At 42.9% G+C, this 25,938-nt stretch carries 17 protein-coding genes and 2 pseudogenes; 10 read left to right on the top strand and 9 right to left on the bottom strand.

What is annotated here, in order from left to right; translation table 11 throughout:
- Positions 1–91: 91 nt before the first annotated feature.
- Positions 92–1,687 carry a sigma 54-interacting transcriptional regulator gene (locus tag PROVRUST_RS08745; RefSeq protein WP_006814418.1) on the top strand — a complete coding sequence of 532 codons (1,596 nt, stop codon included), beginning with the start codon at positions 92–94 and terminating at the stop codon, positions 1,685–1,687.
- 352 nt (positions 1,688–2,039) lie between these two features.
- Here the strand turns inward: PROVRUST_RS08745 and fdhF are convergent, their stop codons facing one another.
- Positions 2,040–4,187: a formate dehydrogenase subunit alpha gene (gene fdhF, locus PROVRUST_RS08740; RefSeq protein WP_084789700.1), complete on the bottom strand. Its 2,148-nt coding sequence runs from the start codon at positions 4,185–4,187 to the stop codon at positions 2,040–2,042.
- Positions 4,188–4,494: 307 nt separating this feature from the next.
- Here fdhF and olsF point away from each other — a divergent pair, with 307 nt between their 5' ends.
- The 5 genes from olsF to PROVRUST_RS08710 all read left to right on the top strand — a co-directional run bounded on the left by olsF (position 4,495) and on the right by PROVRUST_RS08710 (position 8,603).
- Positions 4,495–6,219: a bifunctional ornithine lipid synthase OlsF gene (gene olsF, locus PROVRUST_RS08730; RefSeq protein ID WP_006814416.1), complete on the top strand. Its 1,725-nt coding sequence runs from the start codon at positions 4,495–4,497 to the stop codon at positions 6,217–6,219.
- Between the two features lie 262 nt (positions 6,220–6,481).
- Positions 6,482–6,865 carry a VOC family protein gene (locus PROVRUST_RS08725; protein WP_006814415.1) on the top strand — a complete coding sequence of 128 codons (384 nt, stop codon included), beginning with the start codon at positions 6,482–6,484 and terminating at the stop codon, positions 6,863–6,865.
- Between the two features lie 94 nt (positions 6,866–6,959).
- On the top strand, positions 6,960–7,523 hold the full coding sequence (locus PROVRUST_RS08720; RefSeq protein WP_006814414.1) for a DUF6630 family protein: 564 nt from the start codon (positions 6,960–6,962) through the stop codon (positions 7,521–7,523).
- A gap of 151 nt (positions 7,524–7,674) precedes the next feature.
- Positions 7,675–7,857: a hypothetical protein gene (locus PROVRUST_RS08715; protein ID WP_039854821.1), complete on the top strand. Its 183-nt coding sequence runs from the start codon at positions 7,675–7,677 to the stop codon at positions 7,855–7,857.
- A 32-nt stretch (positions 7,858–7,889) separates the two neighbouring features.
- Positions 7,890–8,603, top strand: coding sequence for a hypothetical protein (locus tag PROVRUST_RS08710; protein ID WP_126437393.1), 714 nt, complete (start codon positions 7,890–7,892; stop codon positions 8,601–8,603).
- A 72-nt stretch (positions 8,604–8,675) separates the two neighbouring features.
- Here PROVRUST_RS08710 and glgP read toward each other — a convergent pair.
- From glgP to PROVRUST_RS08680, 6 genes and pseudogenes are all read right to left on the bottom strand, one after another.
- Positions 8,676–11,108 (bottom strand): annotated as a pseudogene (gene glgP / locus PROVRUST_RS08705) (glycogen/starch/alpha-glucan family phosphorylase).
- A gap of 21 nt (positions 11,109–11,129) precedes the next feature.
- Positions 11,130–12,587 (bottom strand): glycogen synthase GlgA, encoded by a 1,458-nt coding sequence (gene glgA / locus PROVRUST_RS08700; protein ID WP_039854820.1) that lies wholly within the window; start codon positions 12,585–12,587, stop codon positions 11,130–11,132.
- Positions 12,587–13,909, bottom strand: a complete 1,323-nt coding sequence (glgC, locus tag PROVRUST_RS08695) for a glucose-1-phosphate adenylyltransferase (RefSeq protein WP_006814409.1) — start codon at positions 13,907–13,909, stop codon at positions 12,587–12,589. The genes glgA and glgC overlap by 1 nt, the downstream gene beginning before the upstream one ends.
- Positions 13,909–15,864: a glycogen debranching protein GlgX gene (gene glgX, locus PROVRUST_RS08690; protein WP_006814408.1), complete on the bottom strand. Its 1,956-nt coding sequence runs from the start codon at positions 15,862–15,864 to the stop codon at positions 13,909–13,911. The genes glgC and glgX overlap by 1 nt, the downstream gene beginning before the upstream one ends.
- A pseudogene (glgB, locus tag PROVRUST_RS08685) lies at positions 15,864–17,786 on the bottom strand (1,4-alpha-glucan branching protein GlgB); the annotation flags it as partial. The gene glgX and the pseudogene glgB, both read right to left, overlap by 1 nt.
- 359 nt (positions 17,787–18,145) lie before the next feature.
- Complete coding sequence (locus tag PROVRUST_RS08680) at positions 18,146–19,807, bottom strand: alpha-glucosidase (RefSeq protein ID WP_006814406.1); 1,662 nt, start codon at positions 19,805–19,807, stop codon at positions 18,146–18,148.
- Positions 19,808–20,009: 202 nt separating this feature from the next.
- On the opposite strand from PROVRUST_RS08680, the gene PROVRUST_RS08675 reads away from it, so the two are divergent.
- Genes PROVRUST_RS08675 through PROVRUST_RS08660 form a run of 4 tightly spaced genes read left to right on the top strand, consistent with a single transcriptional unit; the run spans position 20,010 to position 23,701 of the window.
- Entirely contained in the window at positions 20,010–21,008 is a 999-nt protein-coding gene (locus PROVRUST_RS08675; RefSeq protein ID WP_006814405.1) for a siderophore ABC transporter substrate-binding protein, read from the top strand.
- Between the two features lie 3 nt (positions 21,009–21,011).
- The gene (locus tag PROVRUST_RS08670) at positions 21,012–21,974 is read left to right on the top strand and encodes an ABC transporter permease (RefSeq protein WP_006814404.1); all 963 of its coding nucleotides are present in this window, start codon (positions 21,012–21,014) and stop codon (positions 21,972–21,974) included.
- The gene (locus PROVRUST_RS08665) at positions 21,961–22,944 is read left to right on the top strand and encodes an iron chelate uptake ABC transporter family permease subunit (RefSeq protein ID WP_006814403.1); all 984 of its coding nucleotides are present in this window, start codon (positions 21,961–21,963) and stop codon (positions 22,942–22,944) included. The genes PROVRUST_RS08670 and PROVRUST_RS08665 overlap by 14 nt, the downstream gene beginning before the upstream one ends.
- Position 22,945: 1 nt before the next feature.
- Positions 22,946–23,701, top strand: coding sequence for an iron ABC transporter ATP-binding protein (locus PROVRUST_RS08660; RefSeq protein WP_006814402.1), 756 nt, complete (start codon positions 22,946–22,948; stop codon positions 23,699–23,701).
- Positions 23,702–23,725: 24 nt separating this feature from the next.
- Here PROVRUST_RS08660 and PROVRUST_RS08655 read toward each other — a convergent pair whose 3' ends face one another.
- Together PROVRUST_RS08655 and PROVRUST_RS08650 are read right to left on the bottom strand one after the other, a co-directional pair.
- Complete coding sequence (locus PROVRUST_RS08655; protein ID WP_006814401.1) at positions 23,726–25,192, bottom strand: hypothetical protein; 1,467 nt, start codon at positions 25,190–25,192, stop codon at positions 23,726–23,728.
- A gap of 239 nt (positions 25,193–25,431) precedes the next feature.
- Positions 25,432–25,932, bottom strand: a complete 501-nt coding sequence (locus PROVRUST_RS08650; RefSeq protein WP_039854819.1) for a RidA family protein — start codon at positions 25,930–25,932, stop codon at positions 25,432–25,434.
- Positions 25,933–25,938: the final 6 nt, after the last annotated feature.

The following is a 25,938-nucleotide window of genomic DNA, read 5'->3' as shown; positions in this document are numbered from 1 at the left end:
AAATGAAAATTTTAAACTCTAACTAATTCTCATTATTGTTAGCCTATTTTGACTTAACAATGCAGCGAATTAGGATGAGATTGGAGATTTTGTGAGTAAACCCGAAACCACCGAACACATTCGCCATGAACGTGACCAGTTTAGGATCCTTGTGGATATTACTAATTCTGTACTTTCTCACTTAGAGATGGATGGATTAGTCGCTGAAGTTTCCAGAGAGATCTACCGATTTTTTGGCATTAGCCAAATCAGTGTTGCGCTGTGTGACAATTACAGCTCCGCAGTTTATCTCTGTTATTCAAGTCACTATCAGCGTTCAAAGCCCGTTAAGAAAAGCCAATATCACCTGAATGAGCTGCATTCTGATTTAGCCACTGTGCTAGATGATAATAAACCACTGCGGTTGACTCTCGACCCCAAAACCCAAGATCCGCTGTATCAACATTTATGTGCTGAAGGAATGGCTGAAACGCTGTTATTACCATTGGCATTTAACCATAAGCCTTTGGGGGTATTGGTATTATCCCATGAAGATGATCATATTTTTACCGAGGATAATTGTAACTTACTCAAGCAAATTGCCGCGCGTTTTGCAATCGCAGTGGATAATGCCGCAGCTTACGGTGAAATTACGCGCCTTAAAGACAGCCTAAAAAATGAAAATTTATGGCTGAATGAGCAGATCCAAAGCACCAACAGTTTTAGCGAAATTATCTTCCAAAGCCAAGCCATGCGTGAAGTTTTGGAGCAAGTGGATTTGGTGGCTCGCAGTGACAGTACGGTATTAATTTTAGGGGAAACGGGAACGGGGAAAGAGCTTATTGCCCGTGCGGTTCACCAGCTCAGTGAACGGCATCAGCATACCCTGATTAAAATGAATTGTGCGGCAATTCCCTCAGGATTATTAGAAAGCGATTTATTCGGCCACGATAAAGGGGCATTTACCGGCGCGACAACCACCCATATTGGCCGTTTTGAAATGGCGAATAAAAGCACGTTATTTTTGGATGAAATCGGTGATATGCCATTGGATCTACAGCCAAAACTATTGCGCGTATTGCAAGAGCGTGAAATTGAGCGCATTGGTGGCAATAAAGTGATTCCAGTGGATGTTCGTTTAGTTGCGGCAACTAATCGAAATCTCAAAGAAATGACGGAAGATAGGGAGTTTCGTGAAGATCTTTATTACCGTTTGAATGTGTTCCCGATTGTGATCCCGCCATTACGTGACAGACCTGAAGATATCCCGCTGTTAGCGACTTACTTTACTAAAAAAATGGCACAGCGGATGAACCGCAAAATTGATTGTATTCCCCGGGATGTGTTAGCGCAGTTGTCGCTGTATCCGTGGCCGGGAAATGTGCGTGAGTTAGAAAATGTGATTGAGCGAGCGGTGATTTTAACTCGTGGAAACACACTGAATATTCAGTTGCATGAGCTGAATATTCCCAAACCATCACGCATAAAAGAAGCCTTAAAAAAGCCAAGCTCTCTGGAGAGGAAAATGCAAACCGATGCCCCAGAGAGTGACGATGAAGAGCGGAATCGGATCATTGAAGCGCTGAAAGCCACTAATGGAGTGGTTGCGGGAGCGAGAGGGGCTGCCATGAGGCTGGGGTTAAAGAGAACAACGCTATTGTCGAGGATGCAGAGACTTGGCATTAGTGTTCAAGATTTATTCCAGTAATCTCGTCATACTTCACGCCGTGGCGTTGTTGGCCCTTACTAACCCTAGTCACATACTTATGTATGCTCCTAGGGATTAGCTGCGTCTGCCGCCTAGCCACAACGCGAATTATTTAGAGATTGGTAGAAGCTGGAAAAAGAAAAAGAAAAAGGAAAAGGAAAAATAATAACTAAGAATAAAGGATGTTGATTATTTTGAGGGAAGGTTATTTTTATATTAAATAGTTTTTAACTGAGATTAATATTTTATTTACCTAATTTTATTGGATGATGGATTTTATTATTTTTGAATAGTTTTCAATATAAATTGCACTGTAGGTTGCTAGCCCCTACAGTGCAAAGAATGAAGGAAATTAAACTCCTTCAGCAGCCTCACGTAAGCGGCGCTTAATCGCTGTGTATTCCTGAACTACATAATGCTCAGCTTTGGGTTGATCCGCGATTGGCTCAACACGTACTGCACAATATTTATACTCAGGTGTTTTGGTTATCGGACTTAAGTTTTCCGCAACCAACTCATTACAAGCTCCAATCCACCACTGATACGTCATATACACGGCACCCTTATTTGGGCGATCGCTAATATTGGCACGCGTGATGACTTTACCTTGGCGTGAGCAAACCCAGACCAATTCCTGATCTTTGATACCGAGTGCTTTCGCATCCGCAGTATTGATTTGCACAAATCCCGGCTCATCGGCAAGCGCAGCAAGCGCTTTACAGTTACCCGTCATAGAGCGGCAAGAGTAATGGCCGACTTCACGCACGGTAGCCAGTACCATTGGATACTCTTCACTGACTTGGTCGATTGGCGGGCGCCAGTCGCAAGTAAAGAACTGACCACGACCGTTTGGCGTATCGAAATTACCACCGTCATACAGATACTCAGTACCTTCGCTTTCTAATGTACGGCATGGCCATTGAATATATGCCAATCCCGCCATTTTTTCGTAAGTTGCTCCAAAATAAATCGGGCACAGCTCACGCAGCTCATCCCAAATTTCTTTGGTGTTGGTGTAGTGCATTGGATAGCCCATCGCCGTGGACATCAGACTGATAATTTCCCAGTCTGTTTTCACATCACCGACAGGTTCAACCGCTTTATAAAAACGCTGGAAACCACGGTCTGCGGCAGTGTACACACCTTCATGTTCCCCCCACGAAGTGGCTGGGAAAATCACGTCAGCAATCGACGCGGTTTTAGTCATAAAGATATCTTGGACAATCAACAGCTCCAATTTATCGAAGGTACGGCGAATGGTTGCTAAGTCAGGCTCAGTTTGTAGCGGATCTTCACCCATCACATAGTGAGCTTTCAGCACGCCTTCATCGATAAAGTGAGGGACTTCGCTCAGTGGAATACCATTTTCATCAGGCATTTTCTCAATGCCCCAGAATTTAGCAAATTTCTCCAGAGCTGCATTATCCGAAACATATTGATAGCCCGGTAGCGTGTTCGGCAGCGCACCCATATCACACGCGCCTTGTACGTTGTTTTGACCACGTACAGGACCGACGCCCACATGAGCTTTACCGAGGTTACCCGTCAACAATGCCAAACTGGTGAGTGACTGAACGGTCTCAACCCCTTGATAAAATTGAGTAACACCCATACCCCATAGAATGGTTGCGGTTTCAGCTTTGGCATACATACGCGCAGTTTTACGAATATCTGCCGCTTTTATGCCAGTAATTTCTTCAACAGATTCAGGTGTATAAGGTGCGACTAATCCACGATATTCATCGAATTTGTCGGTATGTGCCTCGATAAAGGCCTGATCATACAGATTCTCTTCAATAATAACGTGGGCGAACGCGTTCAATAACGCGATGTTAGAACCGTTTTTCAATGGTAAGTGAATATCTGCAATACGCGCGGTTTCAATATAACGCGGGTCGCAGACAATAATTTGTGCCCCTTTTTCTTTCGCTTTTAAAATACGGCGAGCGACAATAGGGTGTGAGTCTGCGGCATTGTAGCCGAAGACAAAAATACATTGGGTATCCTCAATTTCAACAATTGAGTTGCTCATTGCGCCATTACCGACCGAACGCTGCAGACCTGCAACCGAAGGGCCGTGTCAGACACGAGCGCAGCAGTCGATATTATTGCTACCGACCGCTGCACGAACAAATTTTTGCATCACAAAGTTGGCTTCATTACCTGGCCCACGGGAAGAACCGGTGGTCATAATGGCTTTTGGACCATATTTTTCTTTGATAGCCAACAAGCGGGAGCTCGCGAATTCAATCGCTTCTTCCCAAGAAACCACTTCTAACTTGCCACCACGTTGACGGCGGATCATCGGGTTTTTTAAACGCGGGGTTAAAATTTTAGTGTCATGAATGAAGTCCCAGCCATAATAGCCTTTCAGGCAGAGCTCTCCTTCATTGGTGTGACCATTTGCGCCTTCCGCGCCTATGATCTTCCCGTTCTCCACCTTCAGGTTAATTTTACAGCCTGAGGCGCAATACGGGCAGACGGTGATGACTTTTTCCATCAACATTGCTCCTATATTTTCATGTAGCGGTTTCCCGCCCTTTCATCAGAGCTAATGCAGGGTTTATGCCAATTTTTTGTAGGGGGAGTGCAATTTCTAATTTGTTGAATAATCAATAAATATTATTTTTATAAATATTCAACAGAAACTAAATCAAGAGTGATTCGTCAAAAGTGTCGAACGTTTTTCAGATAATGTCGTCTATATTTCAAACAGTGTATTTCATAAATTTGTCATCAAATGGATATTTTTTAGTCATGATTTTGACTTAAATTCGCCAATGACGCATATGTGAGAGGACTCCATTATGTTTAGTGTTGATGCTTTACTGGAACATGCTTTTCCCCAGCAAACACTGCCTGCTTGGAAACGGAATTTACTAAAACGTTTATTACACGAAAAAGATTTTCAACAACTTGCCAAAGACTATCCGCACTTAAAAGGTTTGGATTTGATCGAGCAAGTTTTCAATGATTTAAATGTACGCTGTGAACTAGCCGATGGGGATCTAGAAAATATTCCCAGCCATGGTCCCCTCATTTTAGTGGCGAATCATCCCATTGGTTCCCTTGATGGGCTGGCAATTTTACGCGCCGTTGCAACGGTGAGACCCGATGTTAAGATCGTGGCAAATCAAATGCTCAGCTATCTTGAACCCCTGCAAAGTTTATTTATTCCTGTCGATAATGTTGGTAATCGAACCAATCGCCAGCAAGTCGTTGGTATGCAATCACATCTGGATAATCAAGGGGCATTGATCGTTTTCCCTGCGGGAGAAGTTTCTCGTTGGGGAGCGAAAGGCATTCGTGATGGTCACTGGCGCACGGGTTTTTTACGTTTGGCGGCGAAATCTCGTGCTTCGATTGTCCCTATTCATGTTCAAGCACGTAATAGCCTGCTGTTTTATATCTCATCAATAGTCTATAAGCCGTTATCCGCATTATTGCTGGTGAATGAGATGTTTAAGCAGCGCAATAAGCGGATAACATTGCATATTGGTGGGCGTATTCCATTTTCTCATTGGTATGATGGGCGAACCAATGATCATGAGCTGGCAGAGCGTTTTCGGCGCCATGTCTATTTATTGGGGAAAGGAAAAACCGGGCTATTTACCAGTGAAGCACCCATTGCGTTACCGGAAGATAGATTGGAACTGAAAAAAGCGTTAGTCGGCTGTGAAAAACTAGGTGTGACGCCTGATGGCAAAACTATTTTTCTGTATCAGCGTCAGCAAGAAGTTAGGTCACCGATTTTGCGAGAGTTAGGAAGGCTACGGGAAATTGCGTTTCGTGCAGTTGGGGAGGGGTCAGGTAAACGCCGTGACCTCGACAGCTATGATGATGATTATTACCACTTAATTTTATGGGATGAAGACGACTTAGAAATTGTCGGTGCTTACCGTTTTATTCCAACAGAACAGCAAATTGCTAAAAAAGGGTTAGATGGGATCTACAGCAATAGCCTGTTCCACTATAACCAAGATATGATGCCGATTTTAGCCCAAGGAATTGAATTGGGGCGCAGTTTTATCCAGCCAGCCTATTGGGGAAAACGGGGTCTCGAATATTTATGGCAAGGCATTGGTGCTTACGTTGCTAAATATCCTCAATATCGTTACTTATTTGGTCCTGTATCTATTTCTGGAAGTATGCCCGTTGCTGCTCGAGATTTATTGATTGCGTTCTACCGTCTTTATTTTTCTTCTGAGCTTTCGATGGCGCGTTCTCGTCAACCATATCCAGCGTCATTACCACAAGTTTTAGCTCAGTTTGATGGCGATAATTATCAAGAAGATTTAGTGAAGTTGAAAAGCCTGCTGAGTAATATTGGTTGCTCCATCCCAACATTGTATAAACAGTATACCGAGCTCTGTGAACCTGGTGGCGTACAGTTTATCGACTTTGGTACTGATCCCGCGTTTAATGATTGTATCGATGGGTTGGTACTGGTGGATATGAGCCGTTTAAAACCCCATCGTTATCAGCGCTATATTGCTGCACATTTGGAAAATAATCATCAAGATAACCAGTAAGATATTTAATAAGTGAATTCAGCCCACGATATTCATGCGTGGGTTTTATCATTGAGATAAAACCTAACTCAAGTGATTGAAGCCACAGATTTGGGATGTGACCTTTAGGTGAAGTGTAAAGCCGCTGTTCAACTCACGGAAAATAGATTATTAACGGGAATACGTGAAGAGAAATACAAAGTGATCCATAAATGGCTCGAGGGTGTTGCTAAGTAGCTTGACCCACAAGGCTGCTATTTTTTGTCGAACGAATGGGGAAACAATGAAATTTAAATACGCGATATTGTACGTCAATGATGTTGCTAAAACCCTCGACTTTTACCATCAAGCGTTTGGTATGAAATGTGCTTTTCTACATGAAAGCGGGGATTACGGCGAGTTAGATACTGGTAGCACCACGATTTCATTTTCCTCTTTAGCATTGATGAATCAGCTGGGTAAAGGCGCTATTTCACCAAACCCGCAAGCCCCTGTTTTTGAGCTAGCATTCGAAACTGATGAGGTTGAAAAGGCCCTGAATCAAGCCGTATTAGCGGGCGCAAAGCTGGTACAGTCAGCGGAAATAATGCCATGGGGACAAACCACTGCTTATGTGCATGATATTAACGGTTTCCTGATTGAGATCTGTAGCCCAGTATCCGCTTAACATACGGATAATCTAGGATTTATTTCATATACAACTCATTTTAACTTCAGCAAAATAGTGGCGATGACATCGATAATAAATTTAAGGATTTTCCATGCAGGGTATGAAGCCAGAAACCGCAGAACTTTATAATGAAATAATGCCTGCCATCACTGAATTGGCGAAGTTACTAAACCCGAATTCTCAAGAAAATATCGCCACGGATATCGCTTCTTTTGAGGAAGAGTTAAAAGAACTGATTGATGAGGATGAAGAGGGTTTTGTTGATAGCGTCGAGAATGAGGATCTGGGGTTTATCATGGCGGATTTGGTCGTGAGATCAAATATGGGAAATAGTTTCTGGATCGACTGGAAAGATAGTGAATCCGCGATTGGCTTTCTGAAAAATGCACTGGATATTGCAGACATTGATATTCAGTTAGATTTTGGTGTTGATAATCCTCAAAATAGCTTAAGACCTGATCAAATTTTTGTGCGTGCCAATCAGCAGCTACAAGCTTTAAGCTATTACCTATTAGGTTTAGATTCTGGTAATGATGCTTACCATGAAATTCTTATTCCTGCCGATATTTTCGAACCATTTATGTCAATTATGGAACAATTCAATGTGATGGTTGATTTGAATGATGAAGAAGTGGATTACAGTGAATATGAATAGCATAATTTGATGTGGGTTTTAACTGAAGAATATCCTTTTTAGGGTACTATTCAGAGAATATTTGATAGTTTACTCAATGACTCTTTATAGTGTGAATGGTAGACTCTCTTCTAGATTTTTATCATTATTTTGGGCAATTAAGGAGGGAGTTATGAGTAAATACGAGATACGACCACTCTCTGAAAGCCGTAAAGCTGATATTGTTCGTACTGTTCTATCTACACCCGCGAAGACACAAGGAGCTTCAATAAGTAGCTTCTCTGAAAAATCATCATCGGGTGAAACGGTTAATGGAATGCTTAATCGGGCATTTCGAGCTGCAACGAAGCGTTAATAATTATATGTTCTTTTAAATACGCCACAAATGTGGCGATTTTTTATATGGATAATTTAAGGATGAGTAAACGCTGGGTATACAGGGAGTTGGTCAAAGGGCAAGATGATACTCAGGGATTTTTAGCTTATTCATTATATAAGTTTGAGAAAAATGAATTTGCAGAAGGGCTCAGAGTTAATGGTATGGACGAAGAATCTATCGTTACGGAGTTGGATACATTTCACCGGCAAACGGTAAATACACCAGCTCGGATAGAAGGGTATCGTGAAAAAGCTAAAATAATCATCGCTAATATTTTTGATCAGTTAGAAGTACAAATTCGATATGGTTATGAAGTTCAATTGGATGGGGCAAATGAGCAAGCCAATAAAATTGAACGCCTCACTAATGAGATTGATCAACTTAAGTCAGCTCATGAGCAAGAGCTAATTGAAGCGCGTGAAGCTGCAATTCTACATTTTTATCGCACAGTAGCCATACAATACGGGAATAAACAAAATCGTTTTTTACGAGTGATGCAATGGCTATGGAATGGTTTTGCTGGCGTTTTTGCTGCGATACTATTTGCAGTGCTTATCTATGGGTTATGTACATTATTCTTACCGAAGCAAGCTCGTGATGATGTTGTTAATGGTGCAATCAATAATATTAAAAATACACTCTTTCAACAGCCAAATGTGATACTAAATGATGGAATAGACCATATTAAGCACATAAATCCACCTGATTTACATGGAAAATAAAAAATATTAGTTAGGATTAAACCGGAAGCTAATTAATAAGTTCCGGTTGCTTACTAAATTATATCTATACGGCTAGATCCCCCATATTTTCTCCATATATTCCCCAATCGTTCTATCGGATGAGAAATACCCCATATTGGCAATATTACACAGTGCTTTCTGAGCCCATAAATTGGGATCTTGATACAACTTATCGACGGCATCTTGGGCTTGCACATAAGCGTGATAGTCTGCGAGTAGTTGATAATAATCGCCGAAATTTATCAGTGAATCATATAACGGATAATAACGATTGGGATCGTCGGGGCTGAAAACGCCGGAGACTAACGAATTAAGCACTTGATGAAGATCTTCATGCTCCTCATAAATTTTACGCGGATCATAGCCTTTGGAGCGCAAAGCCTCCACTTCCTCGGCAGTGTGACCAAATATAAACATATTTTCTTTACCAACATGCTCACGAATCTCAATATTTGCGCCATCCAATGTGCCGATAGTCAACGCACCATTTAAGGCGAATTTCATATTCCCAGTGCCGGATGCCTCAGTTCCAGCCAAAGAAATCTGTTCAGAAAGATCCGTCGCGGGGATGATCAATTGCGCCAAACTGACGCTGTAGTTAGGAATAAAAATCACTTTGAGACGATTTTTAAGGCGCGCATCGTGGTTAATTACCTGCGCGACATCGTTAATTAAACGGATAATCATCTTGGCATTCACATAGGACGATGCTGCCTTACCGGAAAAAATCACCACGCGGGAAACCCAGTTTTTTTCTGGATATTGCAGCATTAGGTTATAGCGACCAATCACTTGTAAAATATTGAGTAACTGGCGCTTATATTCGTGGATACGTTTGATTTGCACATCAAATAACGCATGGGGATTGACAATCATATTCAGGTTTTGCGCAATATAATCGGCGAGAGCCACTTTATTTTCGAGTTTGCAGGTTTTTAGTCTCTCGATAAATAAGGGGAAATCCGTGCGCTGTTGCAACTGAGAAAGCCGGGTGAGATCTTCGCGCCAACCCGTACCAATAGTTTCGTCGATCAAACTAGCCAAAGGTTTATTGCACAGAGCTAGCCAGCGGCGTGGTGTGATCCCATTGGTTATATTACAAAAACGCTCTGGCAGCACTTTCGCAAAATCGGCAAAAATTTCTTGGATCATTAGCTCGGAGTGGAGTTGAGAAACACCATTCACTTTGTAGCTTCCTACCACCGCCAGCCATGCCATACGGACGTATCGACCATGAGATTCATCGATCAAGGAAAGCCGGGTGAGCAGCTCAGAATTATTGGGATAACGCTGTTTGATTTGGTTAAGGAAATGCTCGTTGATTTCAAAAATAATTTGCAGATGCCGAGGAAGCAATCTGCCGAGTAAGTCTACTGACCAGCGTTCTAATGCCTCGCTCATCAGCGTATGGTTGGTGTAAGAAAAAATTTTCCCGCACAGTTGCCAGGCAGCTTCCCATGCATATTCATGCTCATCAATCAGTAAACGCATTAATTCGGGAATAGCCAAAACGGGGTGAGTATCGTTGAGGTGGATAGCCACTTTTTCAGCGAGATTCGTGAGAGTGCCATGAACGCGACTATGCACATCTAAAATATTTTGTAGTGTGGCAGAAACCAAAAAATATTCCTGACCTAAACGGAGGATCTTGCCAGATTCTGTGGAGTCATTGGGGTACAGTACGCGAGAAACATTCTCTGAAAAATTTTTATCCTCAACAGCCGCGGAATATTCCCCTTGGTTAAATTTATTGATATTCATTTCGTTGGTTGCATGTGCAGACCACAGCCTCAAGGTGTTTGTCGCATCGCAGCCGTAGCCCATGATAATTTAGTCATAGGCGCGAGCTAGTACCTCTTCGGTTTCTATCCAACGAACAATTTTTCCCTCTTGTTGGATGCGTCCTGCAAAGCGCACCTTGTAACTCAGGTTATAACGCGGAAACTCCCATGCATTGCCGTACTGTAGCCAACGATCGGTAGATTCAACCTGTTGACCATCAATAATATTTTGCTGAAACATGCCATATTCATAGCGGATACCGAACCCGACGGAAGGAATTTTTAATGTCGCGAGCGAGTCTAAAAAGCAGGCGGCAAGTCGACCTAATCCCCCATTTCCCAAGCCGGGATCGTCCTCTTCCTGCACCACATCATCCAAGCTGAATCCCATTTTTTCCAATGCAGCGGAGACATCTTCGTACATGCCTAAATTAAGTAACGTATTCGACAGGGTGCGCCCGATCAGATACTCCATCGAAAGATACGCAATAGCACGATCCGATTGAGAAAGGGATCGACGGATCCCTCGTAACCAGCGATCCACTGTTAAGTCACGGATCGCATACGAAATGGCATTCAACCAATCATGGGAGGTCGCAATAATCGGATCTTTGCCAACCATAAACTTCAGTTTAGTTTGGATGGCATCCACTAAATTATCGATGCGCTGCTCTTGGCTTTGTATATGAAATGGGGGATTCATGATCGGCTCCAATATGGGTGGTTAGAGAAGGTTTTGGTACAGATCGAGGTATTTTTTAGCGGATATTTGCCAGCTAAAATCCATTTTCATTCCTTGGCGACGAACCCGTTTCCAGCGGGTGGGTTCGTTCCACAATGCAAATACTCGGCGTACCGCATCATTGAGTTCAGTGGTTTTTCCATGTTGGGAGCGATAGCCATGGTAGTCATGGAACACGAAACCGGTGGCAGAGCGATCAGCAAGATTTTCGAGGGAACAATCACATACAGTATCGGCTAAACCACCGGTATGACGAACTAGCGGGAGCGCACCATATTTTAAGCCGTAAAGCTGTGTCAAACCGCAAGGTTCATAACGGCTAGGCACCACAATCACATCGGCGGCTGCAATGAGTTTATGGGCATGAGGTTCATCGTAACCAATCACTACAGAGACTTGCTTCGGATGATGCAAAGCTAACAGCTCAAAGGCGGCTTGTAAGTCATGATCTCCGCTGCCAAGTACTGAAAGTTGTCCCCCTTGGCGTAATAATTCGGGAACCACTTCCAGTAGCAAATCTAGCCCTTTTTGGGTACTCAAGCGGCTAATAACCACAAAGAGCGGGACTTTGTCCGTGACACTTAATCCGCTCTCACGCTGGTGGGTCATTTTGCAGATCCCTTTGCCCAGCATATTTTGCCGAGCATAGTTGTGGGGGATCAGGGGGTCAATTTGTGGCTCCCAAATTTGATAATCTACGCCATTGAGGATCCCGACAAGTCTATGTTGGGATTGCCGCTGTTTCAGTAGGTCAGCAAGCCCATTGCCATATTCAGGGGTTGTCACTTCTTTCGCGTAGGTTGGACTGACAAAGGTAATTTTGTTGGCGTAAAACAGCCCCGCTTTGAGGTAAGAAATTTGCCCATAAAACTCTAAGCCTTCGGGGGAGAAAAAGGCTCGAGGCAACTGTAATACTGAAAAATGTTTAGGCGAAAATAACCCTTGATAAGCGAGATTATGCACAGTGAAAACGCAAGGTGCGGGATAACCACGTGCAGCAAGATAAGCTGCTGTTAACCCCGCATGCCAATCGTGGGCATGCACAATTTCAGCCCGCCACTGAGGATCTAATCCACACGCTAGTTCGCAGGCAATCCACCCGAGTAATGCAAAACGCAGGTAATTATCCGCATAATCGTGAAGCTCATCATTATGATAGGGGCTGCCCGCTCTTTGATAGAGGTGTGGTGCATCAATAAGATAAATTCCGACACCATCGCAGGTACCAAAACGCAAAGCAACTTGCCCTGCAAATGTATCGAAGACTTGCCCGACTAATGTATGTTGGATCGCGTCTAATAGAGCAGGAAAACCGGGGAGCACTAAACGGACATCAGCTCCTTCAGCAATTTGTGCTTGAGGAAGTGCTCCAAGCACATCCGCCAAACCGCCAGTTTTTAAGAGAGGGAACAGTTCTGAACAGGCGTGCAAGATTCGCATTATTCTCTCCATTGAGGGTCAAGACGCGTAAGCATTTCTTGGGTAATGAGGACCACGCCACCTTCTGAGCGATAAAAACGCTGAGCATCGAATTGGGGATCTTCTCCAACAATGAGTCCATTCGGTAAATTACAGCCATTATCCACAATACAGCGCCTTAAACGGCAGGATAATCCCACAGAGACTTCAGGTAATAGAACGCAAGAATCAATATGGCTATGGGCATTGACACGAACATCATGAAAAATCACAGAATGGGTGACCATGGCATCTTCAATAATTGAACCGGCATTAATCAGGGAATTAATTATCATGGGAGGATGCTGGTGCTCCCCTTGAATAAAACGCGCTGGGGCAAAGGGGGCGTGAGTCGTACGAATCGACCAGTTGGGATCATACATATCCAATTCAGGTTTGGCGGAAACCAGATCAATATTGGCACTCCAATAAGCATCGATAGTGCCGACATCTCGCCAGTAGGGGGCTGATCCTGCATTAAAATGGGAAAATACACATGATCGGCTAAATGGGTGCGCCCATGCCGTTCCTTGTTTGACGGCTTTGGGGATCAAATTTTTACCGAAATCATGTTGGGTTTCTGGTAATTGATTCTCTTCAGCTAAGAGTTGGTACAGGTATTGGGCATTAAACACATAGATCCCCATGCTGGCTAATGAAACCATCGGATTCCCCGGGATCGTGGGAGGCTTCGCCGGTTTTTCAATAAAATTAATAATCTGCTCATTTTCATTGATCGCCATAATGCCAAACTCGGAGGCGCTAGAATAGGGAACTTCAATACAGGCGATGGTGCATTGGCTGCCTTTTTCCACATGGTCGACGAGCATGCGGGAGTAATCCATTTTATAGATATGATCCCCGGCTAACACAATGATGTATTGGGCTTGGTAGCGACGGATAATATCGAGATTTTGAAAAATGGCATCCGCAGTACCCAAGTACCAACCATCGGTATTTTGTTTCTGTTGTGCCGGTAAAATTTCAATAAATTCGTTATTTTTTCCATTGAGAAACGACCAACTGTGTTGAATATGCTGGATCAAGGAATGGGAATAATATTGGGTTAATACTCCGACCCGATAAATGCCTGAATTGACGCAGTTGGATAAGGTGAAATCGATAATGCGAAATTTACCGCCAAAAAATAGGGATGGTTTGGGTTGTTTCTGAGTCAGTGCTTTTAAGCGGCTTCCTTTTCCTCCAGCTAGAACCAGTGCCACAGTCTTATTCGGTAACATTTTGGCAAGCATCTGCCGCTGTAGGATATCCGAATGAGGCGCAAAGGACGGATTCTCAGACATTATAATCTCCTTGATAATGCAGGGTCAGAAAGGGGGATGTTCTGTAGCAGATTGATTGTTTTTGGATGAAGAGTTTGTATGGCGGTATTGCAAGCATGATGAATAACAGGGGCGACAGGATGCCAATTTCCATCAGGATAAATGATTGAATATGGCTGCTCCGTTAAATTAATTTGTAGTAGCCATTGACCAGAAAGAATAATTTGTAGGGGAATAAATTGATGCCACTGGTCAATTGTGAGTGGCTCACCTTGTGCGTCTAGCCATTCCACATCGTTGATTGGCGGTTGGGATACCCACCATTTCTCAGAATTTAGGGCTAAAATCTGTTTTCTCAGTGAGATTAATTGTGCAGTAAAGTGAGATAAATTTTTGTCCTGTTTTCGCCAGTTAAGCCAGCTAATGGCTGAATCTTGGCAATAGGCATTATTATTACCTTGCTGGCTATGCCCTAACTCATCTCCTGCCAGCAGCATTGGCGTACCTAACGACAATAATAAAAGAGTCAATAAATTTCGCTGGCTTTGCTGACGACATTGCTGAATTTTATCCGGCGCATCAAGCCCTTCATAGCCGTGGTTATGGCTGTAGTTTTGATTATTACCATCGCGATTATCTTCCCCATTGGCATGGTTATGTTTGTGATTGAAACTGACCAAATCTCGTAAGGTAAAGCCATCGTGGGCGGTGATTTTATTGATTGAAACATAGCTTTGGTGGTGGGGCTGGGGAAAGAGATCTCTTGAGCCAGCAAAGCGGTTGGCAAAAATCCCGATTGGGATTGTACCGTGTAAGGCAAATTGGCGAATATCATCACGAAATCGATCGTTCCATTCGGCAAACGGGGCTGGAAATTGACCAAGTTGGTATCCGCCGTTACCGAGATCCCAAGGTTCGGCAATTAACTTGAGTTCACTCAGAATCGGGTCGTGAATAATGGCGGTTAATAGTGGAGACCGAGGGGTAAATGTCGGTTTTCTACCCAGTACGGTGGCAAGATCAAAACGAAAGCCATCAACATGGCACTCTAATGCCCAAAAATGGAGACAATCAAGAACCCATTGGATGGTGGGTGGCTGGGACAGGTTTAATGTATTGCCGCAACCCGTCCAATTTTGGTTTTCGCCTGTCTCGGTTAGCCAATAGTAGGTGGGGTTATCTAACCCGCGAAAACAAAGCGTCGGCGCTGCATTATCTAATTCGGCACTGTGGTTAAATACGATGTCTAAAATAACTTCAATTCCTGCACGGTGTAGGGCTTTGACCATATCGCGAAATTCACTTAGCGGGGTAGTGCCAGCTTGCCCTGACCAATAATCAGGTTCGATGGCAAAGGGGGCTAGGGGGTTATAGCCCCAATAATTGGTCAGTTGGCGTTGGATTAAGTTGGGCTCATCCAAATGGAGTTGAACAGGGAGTAGCTCAAGCGCCGTGATGCCTAAATCAGTGAGATGGTGAATGATTGCGGGGTGAGCAATGGCGGCGTAGCTGCCTCGGATTTTTGAGGGAATATTGGGATGTAACTGAGTTAACCCTCGAACATGAGCTTCATACATAATCGTTTCTGCCCATGGAGTCTTTGGTGCAAGGTCATCTTGCCAGTCGTAGGATTCATTCATCACGATGGAGCGAGGATTTTGTTTGTCACTAATTGCCCGGCAGTAGGGGTCAATCAGCAGATTATTAGGATCAAAACGTAAACCTTGGGTCGGGTCCCACTCACCATAGGCGCGATAACCATAATGTAAGCCAGAGTGAGCACCCACTAAATAACCATGCCAAATATGGTTTTTTCCTCGGTATAGTGAATAACAGGTTTCTATATCTTGGGCATTGAACAGACATAATTCTATTTTTTTAGCATGCTCGCTGTAGAGGGCAAAGTTAGTGCCAAGACTGTCAGAATGGCTACCTAGTGGCTGTGGCTTTCCTTTGAGTAGTTCAAATTTTTTCATTATTTGGACTCTCGTTTTAGATATAACGTGGCTAAAGGAGGGAGTACTAAACAGAGAGAATGGTTTTTGCCATGAGCCTGAATGGGGTCACTTTCAATGACGCCCAGATTTCCGGTATTACTGCCACGATAATAGTGGGAGTCAGTATTGATGAGTTCTTGATACCGCCCTTGCTGGTGGATACCGATGCGGTAAGAGTGACGAATTTCCGGTGTGAAATTCGCGACCACAAGAATTTCATTTCCTTCATTGTCACGGCGTAAAAAGGCAAAAACAGAGTTTTTATGGTCATCCACAACCAGCCATTCAAAGCCATTAGTCGTATTATCGTGTTGGTATAGTGGCAAATTTTGTCGGTAACAGTGGTTAAGATCCCGCACAAGGTTTTGTACGCCAGAGTGCCAACCATCAAACTGTGGATCGAGAAGGTGCCAATCGAGGCTACGATCGTGATCCCATTCGCGCCCCTGTGCAAATTCGCCCCCCATAAATAGCAGTTTTTTACCTGGATGCCCCCACATAAACCCATAATAAGCGCGTAAGTTAGCGAACTTTTGCCATGTATCCCCGGGCATTTTTCCAAGAAGTGAACCTTTCCCATGCACCACTTCATCATGGGAAAGTGGCAAAATATAACGCTCACTGTGAGCGTAAAACATGCCAAAGGTCATTTGATGATGATGATATTGGCGATAGATAGGGTCGAGGGACATGTAGCTGAGTGTGTCGTTCATCCAGCCTAAATTCCATTTAAAATCAAAGCCTAATCCATGATTTTGGATACTGTCAGTGACCCGAGGAAATGCGGTGGATTCTTCAGCAATCATGATGGAATTGGGGCAGTTTTCTTTAATTATTTGGTTGGTATAACGCAGAAAGTCGAGAGCTTCGAGATTCTCTTTTCCGCCAAATTTATTGGGTAGCCATTCCCCCTCATTACGGCTGTAATCTCGATAAATCATCGAGCTAACGGCATCAACTCGTAGGCCATCAACACCAAAACGTTCTAGCCAATAGAGGGCATTGCCAGCGAGGAAATTGGCCACTTCGTAGCGGCTATAGTTATAAATCAGCGTATTCCAATTTTGATGAAAACCTTCGCGAGGGTCTGCATACTCATACAGTGCAGTACCATCAAATTGCACTAATCCATATTCATCACTGGGAAAGTGCGCAGGAACCCAATCAAGGATCACGTTGATATGGTGCTGGTGGGCGGTTTCAATCAGGTAAATAAAATCGTCGAGGCTACCAAAGCGACTCGTAGGGGAATAGAGCCCAATGGGTTGATAACCCCATGACCCATCGAAAGGATGTTCGGTAATGGGTAATAATTCAATATGCGTAAATCCCATATCGACAACATAGGGGATCAATTGTTCCGCGAGCTGCCGATAACTGAGCCAGCCATTATTATGGGTGTGGCGACGCCATGATCCTAAGTGAACTTCATAGATTGATATCGGTGCTTGAGAATGCTCGCATTGAGCTGTCTGTGATGTTTGAGCTCGTTTGGCAGGCAGTTCAGTGATTATCGATTCCACATGGGGAAATAAACGACTTTTGAGTGCATAGGGATCCGCTTTAACGCGCAGGTGCCCTTGGTTATCTATCAATTCATATTTATAGGCTTGTCCAACGGTTACTCTAGGAATAAAACGCTCCCAAATGCCCGTTTCTTGGCGTAGTACCATCGGATGGTAACGACCATCCCACTGATTAAACTCACCAATCACAGAAACTTTTTGCGCATTCGGCGCCCATAAAGAAAAAATCACCCCGTCAACACCGTCGCAGTTGACGGGGTGGGCACCAAGACATTCATAGGGACGTAAGTGGGTGCCTTCTGCCAAGAGCCAGCCATCAACATCTCGAATGAGAGTGCCTACGCTAAAAAAGCCAATATGGATTTGTTGAGTGTCTGAATGTGAATTGGATATAGACAAACACTCTGAAGTTATTTTTTGAATAACGTTCGGATTAATATTTTGCAAATAAATAACCTCAAAGATTTAATGCGCTATTTAGACTTTACTTAAGTTATTTAATTTATATTTGATGAACTTCACAAATTCAAGTGAATTTGAAAATAAAAACCTTAAATAACAATATGTTATTTTGTTTTTAAATAATATTATTAGGTTATCAATTAAAAGAATTTGATGTAAATAAAGCGCTTATTAAGATGAAATAAGCGGCTTATTATTAAAGTGATATTATTTATTACTGCCAATTTCTTTATTACGCTTATTTTGAGTATTAAATTGTATTTTAAACTATTTTAGATTTCAAAAATTATTGATTGATAAGGTTGTAAGATAATTTTTGAGGATTGAATGAAGACATCCTGCATATTATTGAAATAAACATGGGAATAGGTTTGGTTAATACGCTGAGGCTGTTGACTAAAGTTACAATAAATATCAATAGACCGTTTCTGTAGTCTTCGGCGATAAGCAATAACCGATTCTGGCGCTTCAATTTCTTGAAACTCCCCCTCAATAAGAATATCGCTGATAGCTGAATGGCGGCGTAGGGTAATTAATTGCTGGTAAAAGGTGAATAAGGAGCCAGCGTGTTGCTGTTGAGATTCGGCATTGATATCAAGATAGTTAGGATTGACTTTTAGCCATGGTCTCCCATTTGTGAATCCAGCATTTATCTGGCTATTCCATTGGAACGGAGTGCGAGCATTATCGCGGCTGCGCTTAGCAAAATAATCCATCATTTGGGATTCGGTATAGCCTTGCTGAGCTCCCCATTGATACAGCTTGAACAAGTGAAGATCATCATGCTCTTCGAGTGTCATGGGGCAGTTGATCATGCCAATCTCTTGTCCTTGATAAATAAATGGTGTTCCCCGCTGAGTTAATAAAAATGTGGCGAGCATTTTTGCGGCGGCGAGTGTGGGGGCATTTTCAGGTAAAAATTTACTCAGGGAACGAGGCTGATCATGGTTTTCTAAATAGGGCGCTCCCCAGCCGACTTGTTGAGTTGTGAGCTGGCTATTAATAAAGAGAGGTTTGAGTCGCTCTCCAGTGATCGGTGAAATCGTAAATGGTGGCTGGTTGGTGATATCAAGGTTGGCAATACTGAAATCGAATACCATCGAAAATACGCCATTTTCCCCTACATAGGCGGCAAGATCTTGCGGTGGTACATCGATTTCAGCAACGGTCATGACATTGGCGGGGCGAAATGTTTGGTCGGCAAGTTCGTTAAGCCAGTCAAGAATTCCCGGTTGATTGACCACCCAAGGTACTAAGGATGCAGAGCCATCTTCACGATCGGCAGGAAATCGATGTACAGAAAGTGCTTCTGGTGATTTTTTAATATTCCCAATGGCATCAATGCGAAAACCGGCAACACCTTTGGCTATCCAGCGGTTAATCATCTGGATAATTTCTTGGCGCAATTGTGGGTTTTCCCAATTAATATCGGGTTGTTCAGGCCCAAAAGAGTTGAAATACCAGCGAGAACTATTGGGGATGCGAGTCCAGACTGGGCAATCAAAATAAGTCCGTAAATTATTGGGGGGGGCTGGGTAATCCCATTCGATAAATTGATAATAATCGGCGTAGGGACTATGGGGATCTGCAATAGCGGCTTGGAACCACGGATGCTGATTTGAAGTGTGGTTGAGTACTAAGTCGAGAACAATTTTAATCCCGCGTTGGGCAGCTTGTTCGATTAAGGTATCTAAATCTTCATTTGTACCAAAAATGGGGTCGATACGGTCATAGTCTGCAATATCATAACCATTGTCTTGCATTGGGGATTGGAAAATAGGGCACAGCCAGATGACATTGACACCTAACGAGTGAATATAATCGAGCTTTGCAGTGATCCCTGCTAAGTCTCCAATACCATCGTCATTATAGTCATAAAAGCTTTTGGGATAAATTTGGTAAACGACAGCGGATTTCCACCATTCTTGCTTCATAGAGACCTCTCTAACATAAAAAGATGCTTTCTTCTCTATTAACTATAGCGAATTGATGTTTTTGTGCTTTGTGTCATTTTTTAACGAAATGCAAATGCAAACTAATATCATTAGCGCTATGTTTCATGTAAGATAACCGCCATCTTCGGGTCGTTAATTTCATGACTAACGATAAACATATTGAAAGATGGGAGAGCTTTAAATGTTCGCTAAATCATTAGTTTCAGGTATTGCATTGTTGTCCGTAGTCGCTTTAGCAGGTTGTGATAACGCTAAAGAAACACAAAGCACAGCCCCAGTCGCAGAAAAACAAGCAGCTGAGAATAAAACAGCAGAAAGCCAAACGGTTGTGGTTGAGCATGCTCAAGGCAAAACTGAAATTCCTAGCCATCCTCAACGTGTGTTTGTGATGAACATGGAAACCCTTGACATCATTGATGCGTTAGGTGTTCCAATTATTGGTGTTCCACAAACTAATGCCCATTTCCCTAAGTTTTTAGAAAAATATAGCACTTCAGAATATATCAATGGCGGTAGCTTATTTGAGCCTGCGTATGAAACCATCAGCAGCGCTAAGCCAGATGTGATTTTAGGCGGAAGCCGTGCACGTGATGCTTACGATAAATTAAGTGGCGTTGCTCCAACGATTTCTTTAGATATCGATAACAAACGTTTTATTGATAGCTTGATGGAACGTACAACTTTACTGGGTAACTTATTCGGTAAACAAGCAGAAGCAGATAAATTAGTTTCTGATTTCAAAGGCAAAATTGATGGCATTAAAGCTAAAGCACCAACCGCAGGTAAAGCGATGGTCATTTTAGTGAGTGGTGGCAAAATTTCTGCTTATGGTCCAGGTTCTCGCTTTGGATTTATCTTTGACGTATTAGGTTTCGAACCTGCGTATGTATTTACTGAAGATACAGGTCGTCACGGTAATATCGTCAGTTCAGAATTATTGCTGAAACTTAACCCAGACTGGTTATTTGTTATCGACCGCGATAATGCGATCGGTGCTAAAGATGCTCAACCTGCCGCAGATGTGCTAGATAATGCATTAGTGAGAAAAACCTCTGCATGGGAAAAAGGTCAAGTGACTTATTTAGATTCATCAGCGGTGTATATTGCGGGTGGTATCCAAACTTATTCCAAGTTAATGGATGAAGTTAATGCAGCTTTAGAGAAGAAAAAAACGAATTAATCAATGAAAACGCTTTATCTCTTTTTTGGCATCATCGCGTTATTGATTTTGGCGGTAATAAGCTTGTTTATTGGAGCGGGTGACGTGTCACCCGTTTCGCTTTTCACTGACCCCGAGATGCAAGATATCTTTTTTATCAGCCGAATTCCTCGTACTGCCGCTCTGATCCTTGCGGGTAGCGCCATGAGTGTCGCTGGGCTGATCATGCAATTACTTACCCAAAACCGCTTTGTTGAACCGTCATTGGCGGGAACCACTCAATCTGCAAGCCTCGGTTTATTGTTTGTGATGATAGTGTATCCAAGTGCTAGCATCATGACCAAAATGGTGGTGGCGAGTGGATTTGCGTTATTAGGTACCATGTTATTTATGGTGCTCCTACGCCGCATTATTTTAAAATCGGCCCTGATTGTTCCACTGGTTGGGATTATGTTAGGCGCAGTGATTAGCGCATTAACTATCTTCACGGCTTATTATTTTGATTTACTCCAATCCCTCGGGGCTTGGATGAGCGGTGATTTCTCCAGTATTCTTCAAGGTCGCTATGAACTGCTGTGGTTGGTGGGCTTACTCACATTAGCTGCCTGCTTAATTGCGGATAGCTTCACCGTGGCGGGAATGGGACGTGAATTCTCGATTAACGTAGGCTTGAATTACCAAAAAGTCATGACAATAGGTTTGAGCATTATTGCTCTGATTAGTGGTGTTGTGGTCGTGGTGGTTGGTGCATTACCGTTCCTTGGGCTCATTGTCCCGAACCTTGTGAGTTTAGTGATGGGGGATAATATTCGTAAAACTATCCCGTGGATCTGCATTGCTGGCGGTGGCTTGGTACTGTTATGCGACATTATTGGTCGCGTGATCCGTTACCCATTTGAAATTCCTGCGAGTGTGATTCTAGGTGTTGTGGGTGCCGTTATTTTCCTTTATCTCTTGTTAAAGCATCAGCGTTATGGAAAAAGTTAATTCAATCAGTCTGCCCGTTAAGAGGACAATAACGCCAATACAGCGCATTGGTATTTTGGCTGCGCTGTCAGTGTTGTCTGTGATCTTGTATATGACCATTAATCTTGGCAGCAACCTAGCCTATATCTTGCCGCACCGTGGCTATATCGTGCTGACTATGATTATTGTCGCTTTCGGTTCTGGGGTCTCGACGGTTTTATTTCAGACCATTGCGAACAACAAGATTCTGACTCCTTCTATCATGGGGTTAGAAGCACTGTTTGTTCTGCTGCAAACTATCTTTATTTTTTATACCGATAGCTTTCCTGCATCATGGTTGCTGAATATCGGCAAGTTCTTGCTGGAATCATCACTGTTAGTTGTCTTCTCCGTGCTGCTATATCGTTGGCTATTTGTCTCCGTCAAAATGAACATCAATTTGGTGTTGATGGTCGGGATTATCCTCGGCACATTATTTCGCAGTGTCGCTACGTTATTGCAGCGCTTGATGGATCCCAATGAGTTCTCGATTTTACAAAGCCGTATGTTTGCCACCTTTACTAAAGGGACGCCAGAGCTCATCCTATTTACGCTGGTCATTACGGTTATCGTCGGAATACTACTATGGCGGATGCGCTACTGCTTCGATGTGTTAGCCCTTGGGCAAGCGAACGCGGTGAATTTAGGGATTAACTATCGTCAGCAAGTTACAGTGATCCTATTACTGATTTCTATCTTAGTGGCAATTTCTACCGCCCTCGTGGGTCCTTTAACTTTCCTAGGGTTAATGGTCGCAAACCTTGCTTATTTTATTGCGGGAAGTAGCCAGCATCGTTACGTTTTGCCAGTTTCCTTCTTATTAGGCGTTATTGCCTTAGTTGGCGGACAATTGCTCCTAGAATATGGACTCAATAAAGCAGGAACCCTGTCTGTTGTACTTGAATTCGTTGGCGGAATATTCTTTATTTATATGGTGTTAAGAAGGTTTTAGTATGATTGAAATTCATCAGATATCGAAAAGTTATCAGGATACTAAGGTCTTAGATAACATCACCACCAGTATTAAAAATAGCGGTGTGACTTCAATCATCGGTCCTAATGGGGCAGGTAAATCGACGTTATTATCGATTATTGGTCGCTTGTTAATGGCAGATCATGGCTATGTGAAGGTCAATGATTTGGATGTTTCAACGACACCCAGTGACCAGCTCGCGACGTGTTTATCTGTTTTACGCCAAGAGAATCAATTTGCTAGCCGTTTAACGGTAGAAGAATTGGTTGGTTTTGGGCGTTATCCGTATACCAAGGGACGTTTAACTCTTGATGATAAAAAGAAAATTGATGAGTCTCTGGATTTTTTAAATTTATCAGAGTTTCGTCATCGCTATCTTGATGAGTTATCTGGTGGGCAGCGTCAGCGTGCGTATGTGGCCATGGTTTTGTGCCAAGATACAGAATATGTACTGCTTGATGAGCCACTAAATAACTTGGATATGAAGCATGCAGTGATCATGATGAAATTACTGCGTCGTGCAGCAGATGAGCTAGGCAAAACGATTATTCTTGTGATCCACGATATTAACTTTGCTTCGGTATATTCAGATTATATTGTGGCGCTCAGAAATGGTCGTCTATCTTATCATGGCGCACCAGAAGAGATTATGAAGGCAGAAATTCTTGAGGATATCTTTGATACGCCTTTAGAAGTGAAAGAGCTAGACGGGCGACATATCGCTCTGTATTACTAGCTCAAATAACTCCCCAGTAATGGATTATTGGGGAGGGATCGTAATATCTTCATTGGTATTGAGTACTTCAAGAGGTTGTAGAATTTCAAGGCGCTTAATGCCATCCGCATTGACCACCAAACGTGCCAGTTCATTGTAAGTTTTCTTATTCATGGTCACTCGACGGCACAGATAAATGTGGTAAACCTTCTCGCCAATAATCACAGGCTCATCATCATTGACCATCAGCTCTTCATAGCTAATATCGATATACTTCAAAAAATCTGCAATATTAAAGCGCGTAATATCCACGATTGAAGATTGTGTCTGTTCAAAAGCGGCCGAATGGTTATGCAGCGTGACATCTTTACGGTAATAAAGAATATCTTCAACGCGCTGCACATTGATTAAATTGACCCAGTGCGATTTCTGGCGCATTTCTCGAATATCGGGAGAAAGGGTATTTTCTTTCAAAAAGCGAAATGATTCTTTACAGACCCCAACTGGGTTTTTGACGCCTTCCCGATAAATACGCAGTTGGCGATCGGGGATCCAACGCTGAAATAGCCGATACAGCTGCTCTCGTCCGATCTCTTTTAGGCGATCTTTGAAGATATAGCCGACAACCATTGCCAAAAATAAATTAGCGCTTAATGCGCCATATTTTCCTTGCCACATAAAAGCAATAAAAGTGGCGAAAACCATCGAAATTGCCGCCGCAATACCATAAATAGAATGTAAAAGTAGGGGAAGCCCGCGCTTATGGCGGATCTCTAAATAGAGATAGCGATTAATATATTTCTTCAGCAAATTGCGGCGATAAGTCACCATTTCCGCATCATTTTCATCATGGGGAAAGCTATCGGGTGACAGCTTTTTCAAATAACGCATTTCTTGGTACCAATGATGGCGAATTTCATCCCTCAAAGGCAGCTGTTTCTCTTTGAGTAAATCTTGCAGGTATAGCATGGTGTAGTGAGACATAAATTCGTCGCAATAAGCAAATGCATTGGACTGAATCTCGCTCTCGACTGGGGCGGTATAGGTCACTAATTCACGGTAGCGAGTGAGACATTTTTCGATATCGTTCAATAGAGCCTGTAAATATTCCTCAGTTTGACGTTGTGGATTTTGAATCACCATCTTGACCGTTAAGCGCACGGTGCGTTTATAGGTGAGAGCGTAACGTTTTAAGCGGTTTTCATACTCATCTAAGCTTGGCGGTAATTGCGGGTCTAGCTGTTTTAACCACCAGCTTAAATCATCTAAGATGCCATTTTCTGCTGGAATAGAAGAGAGCTTAACGGTTGGGGCTCGGAGGCGAATATAGTTCTTTAGGCTACGCTGAAAATTAGACGCAGTGTAAAGATCTGGATTCACTTGCAATGAGGATGGCAAAAAGAAAAAGGTTTCAACCTGATAGCGGATCTCTTTAGATTTACGTGGAAAAAAAACTTTTTGTTTGATTTCAAACTGTTTTCTTCCGTGGATCTTCAGGGATTCTTTAATCATATTTTGCCTATAGAGTATTTAATTTACCGACGATTTTATGATGCTTTTTTACAAAGTAAGCGTTTATAAATTGGGATTGTCGGTACGGAAAATTCAATCTGACGATTGATAAAAGAAGAATAACAGCAATAGGGATGGGAACCAAAGGGAAGAAAAACAAAAACGGTCGCTAGATTTTACTTCCAAGCCAAAGCGGAAATAAATAGTCGACCGTTTTAGGAACAGTTAGCGGTTAAAAATTACTTTTTAGCTGGGCGAACTGCTGTCACTTCGATTTCAACTCTCCAAGCTGGGTTAGCCAGTTTAGCGACTTGGAAAGTAGAACGAGCTGGTAGGTTAGTCACTTTCTCAGATTCATAGAACTTACTGTAACCAGCCATGAAGCCAGCGAAGTCCATAGTACCTTTAGTCTCATCACCACCAACTAAGAATACTTGCATTTTAACAACGTCATTCATAGTCAGACCCATTTCACCCAGAGTCGCTTGAATTTGTTTCAGAACGTTGATGGTTTGCGCTTCGGTATTACCGTAAGACTCTAAAACGCCTTCTGGAGCATCTTTAGAGATTTTAGATGGCACTTTTCCGCTCAGGAAAATAATGCTGTTGTTAGCGCCGATTTCTACTGATTCAGCGATAGGGAAACCTTTAACAGGAACACGTTTCACATCGTCAGCTGCGTTTGCCGTTGCTACACCCAGAACTAAAGGTAAGGAAAGCAGTAAACTTTTATAGCGCATAATAAA

Source organism: Providencia rustigianii DSM 4541, assembly GCF_000156395.1.
Classification (GTDB): Bacteria; Pseudomonadota; Gammaproteobacteria; order Enterobacterales; family Enterobacteriaceae; genus Providencia; species Providencia rustigianii.
The sequence above is the reverse complement of the archived record's forward strand: the minus strand, read 5'-3'. Positions and strand labels throughout refer to the sequence as shown.

Bases quoted from the DNA above. Each gene is read 5' to 3' on its own strand.
- olsF (WP_006814416.1), top strand. From the start codon at position 4,495: ATGTTTAGTGTTGATGCTTTACTGGAACATGCTTTTCCCCAGCAAACA.
- PROVRUST_RS08725 (WP_006814415.1), top strand. From the start codon at position 6,482: ATGAAATTTAAATACGCGATATTGTACGTCAATGATGTTGCTAAAACC.
- PROVRUST_RS08720 (WP_006814414.1), top strand. From the start codon at position 6,960: ATGCAGGGTATGAAGCCAGAAACCGCAGAACTTTATAATGAAATAATG.
- PROVRUST_RS08715 (WP_039854821.1), top strand. From the start codon at position 7,675: ATGAGTAAATACGAGATACGACCACTCTCTGAAAGCCGTAAAGCTGAT.
- glgA (WP_039854820.1), bottom strand. From the start codon at position 12,587: ATGCGAATCTTGCACGCCTGTTCAGAACTGTTCCCTCTCTTAAAAACT.
- glgC (WP_006814409.1), bottom strand. From the start codon at position 13,909: ATGTCTGAGAATCCGTCCTTTGCGCCTCATTCGGATATCCTACAGCGG.
- glgX (WP_006814408.1), bottom strand. From the start codon at position 15,864: ATGAAAAAATTTGAACTACTCAAAGGAAAGCCACAGCCACTAGGTAGC.
- PROVRUST_RS08680 (WP_006814406.1), bottom strand. From the start codon at position 19,807: ATGAAGCAAGAATGGTGGAAATCCGCTGTCGTTTACCAAATTTATCCC.
- PROVRUST_RS08675 (WP_006814405.1), top strand. From the start codon at position 20,010: ATGTTCGCTAAATCATTAGTTTCAGGTATTGCATTGTTGTCCGTAGTC.
- PROVRUST_RS08670 (WP_006814404.1), top strand. From the start codon at position 21,012: ATGAAAACGCTTTATCTCTTTTTTGGCATCATCGCGTTATTGATTTTG.
- PROVRUST_RS08665 (WP_006814403.1), top strand. From the start codon at position 21,961: ATGGAAAAAGTTAATTCAATCAGTCTGCCCGTTAAGAGGACAATAACG.
- PROVRUST_RS08660 (WP_006814402.1), top strand. From the start codon at position 22,946: ATGATTGAAATTCATCAGATATCGAAAAGTTATCAGGATACTAAGGTC.
- PROVRUST_RS08655 (WP_006814401.1), bottom strand. From the start codon at position 25,192: ATGATTAAAGAATCCCTGAAGATCCACGGAAGAAAACAGTTTGAAATC.
- PROVRUST_RS08650 (WP_039854819.1), bottom strand. From the start codon at position 25,932: ATGCGCTATAAAAGTTTACTGCTTTCCTTACCTTTAGTTCTGGGTGTA.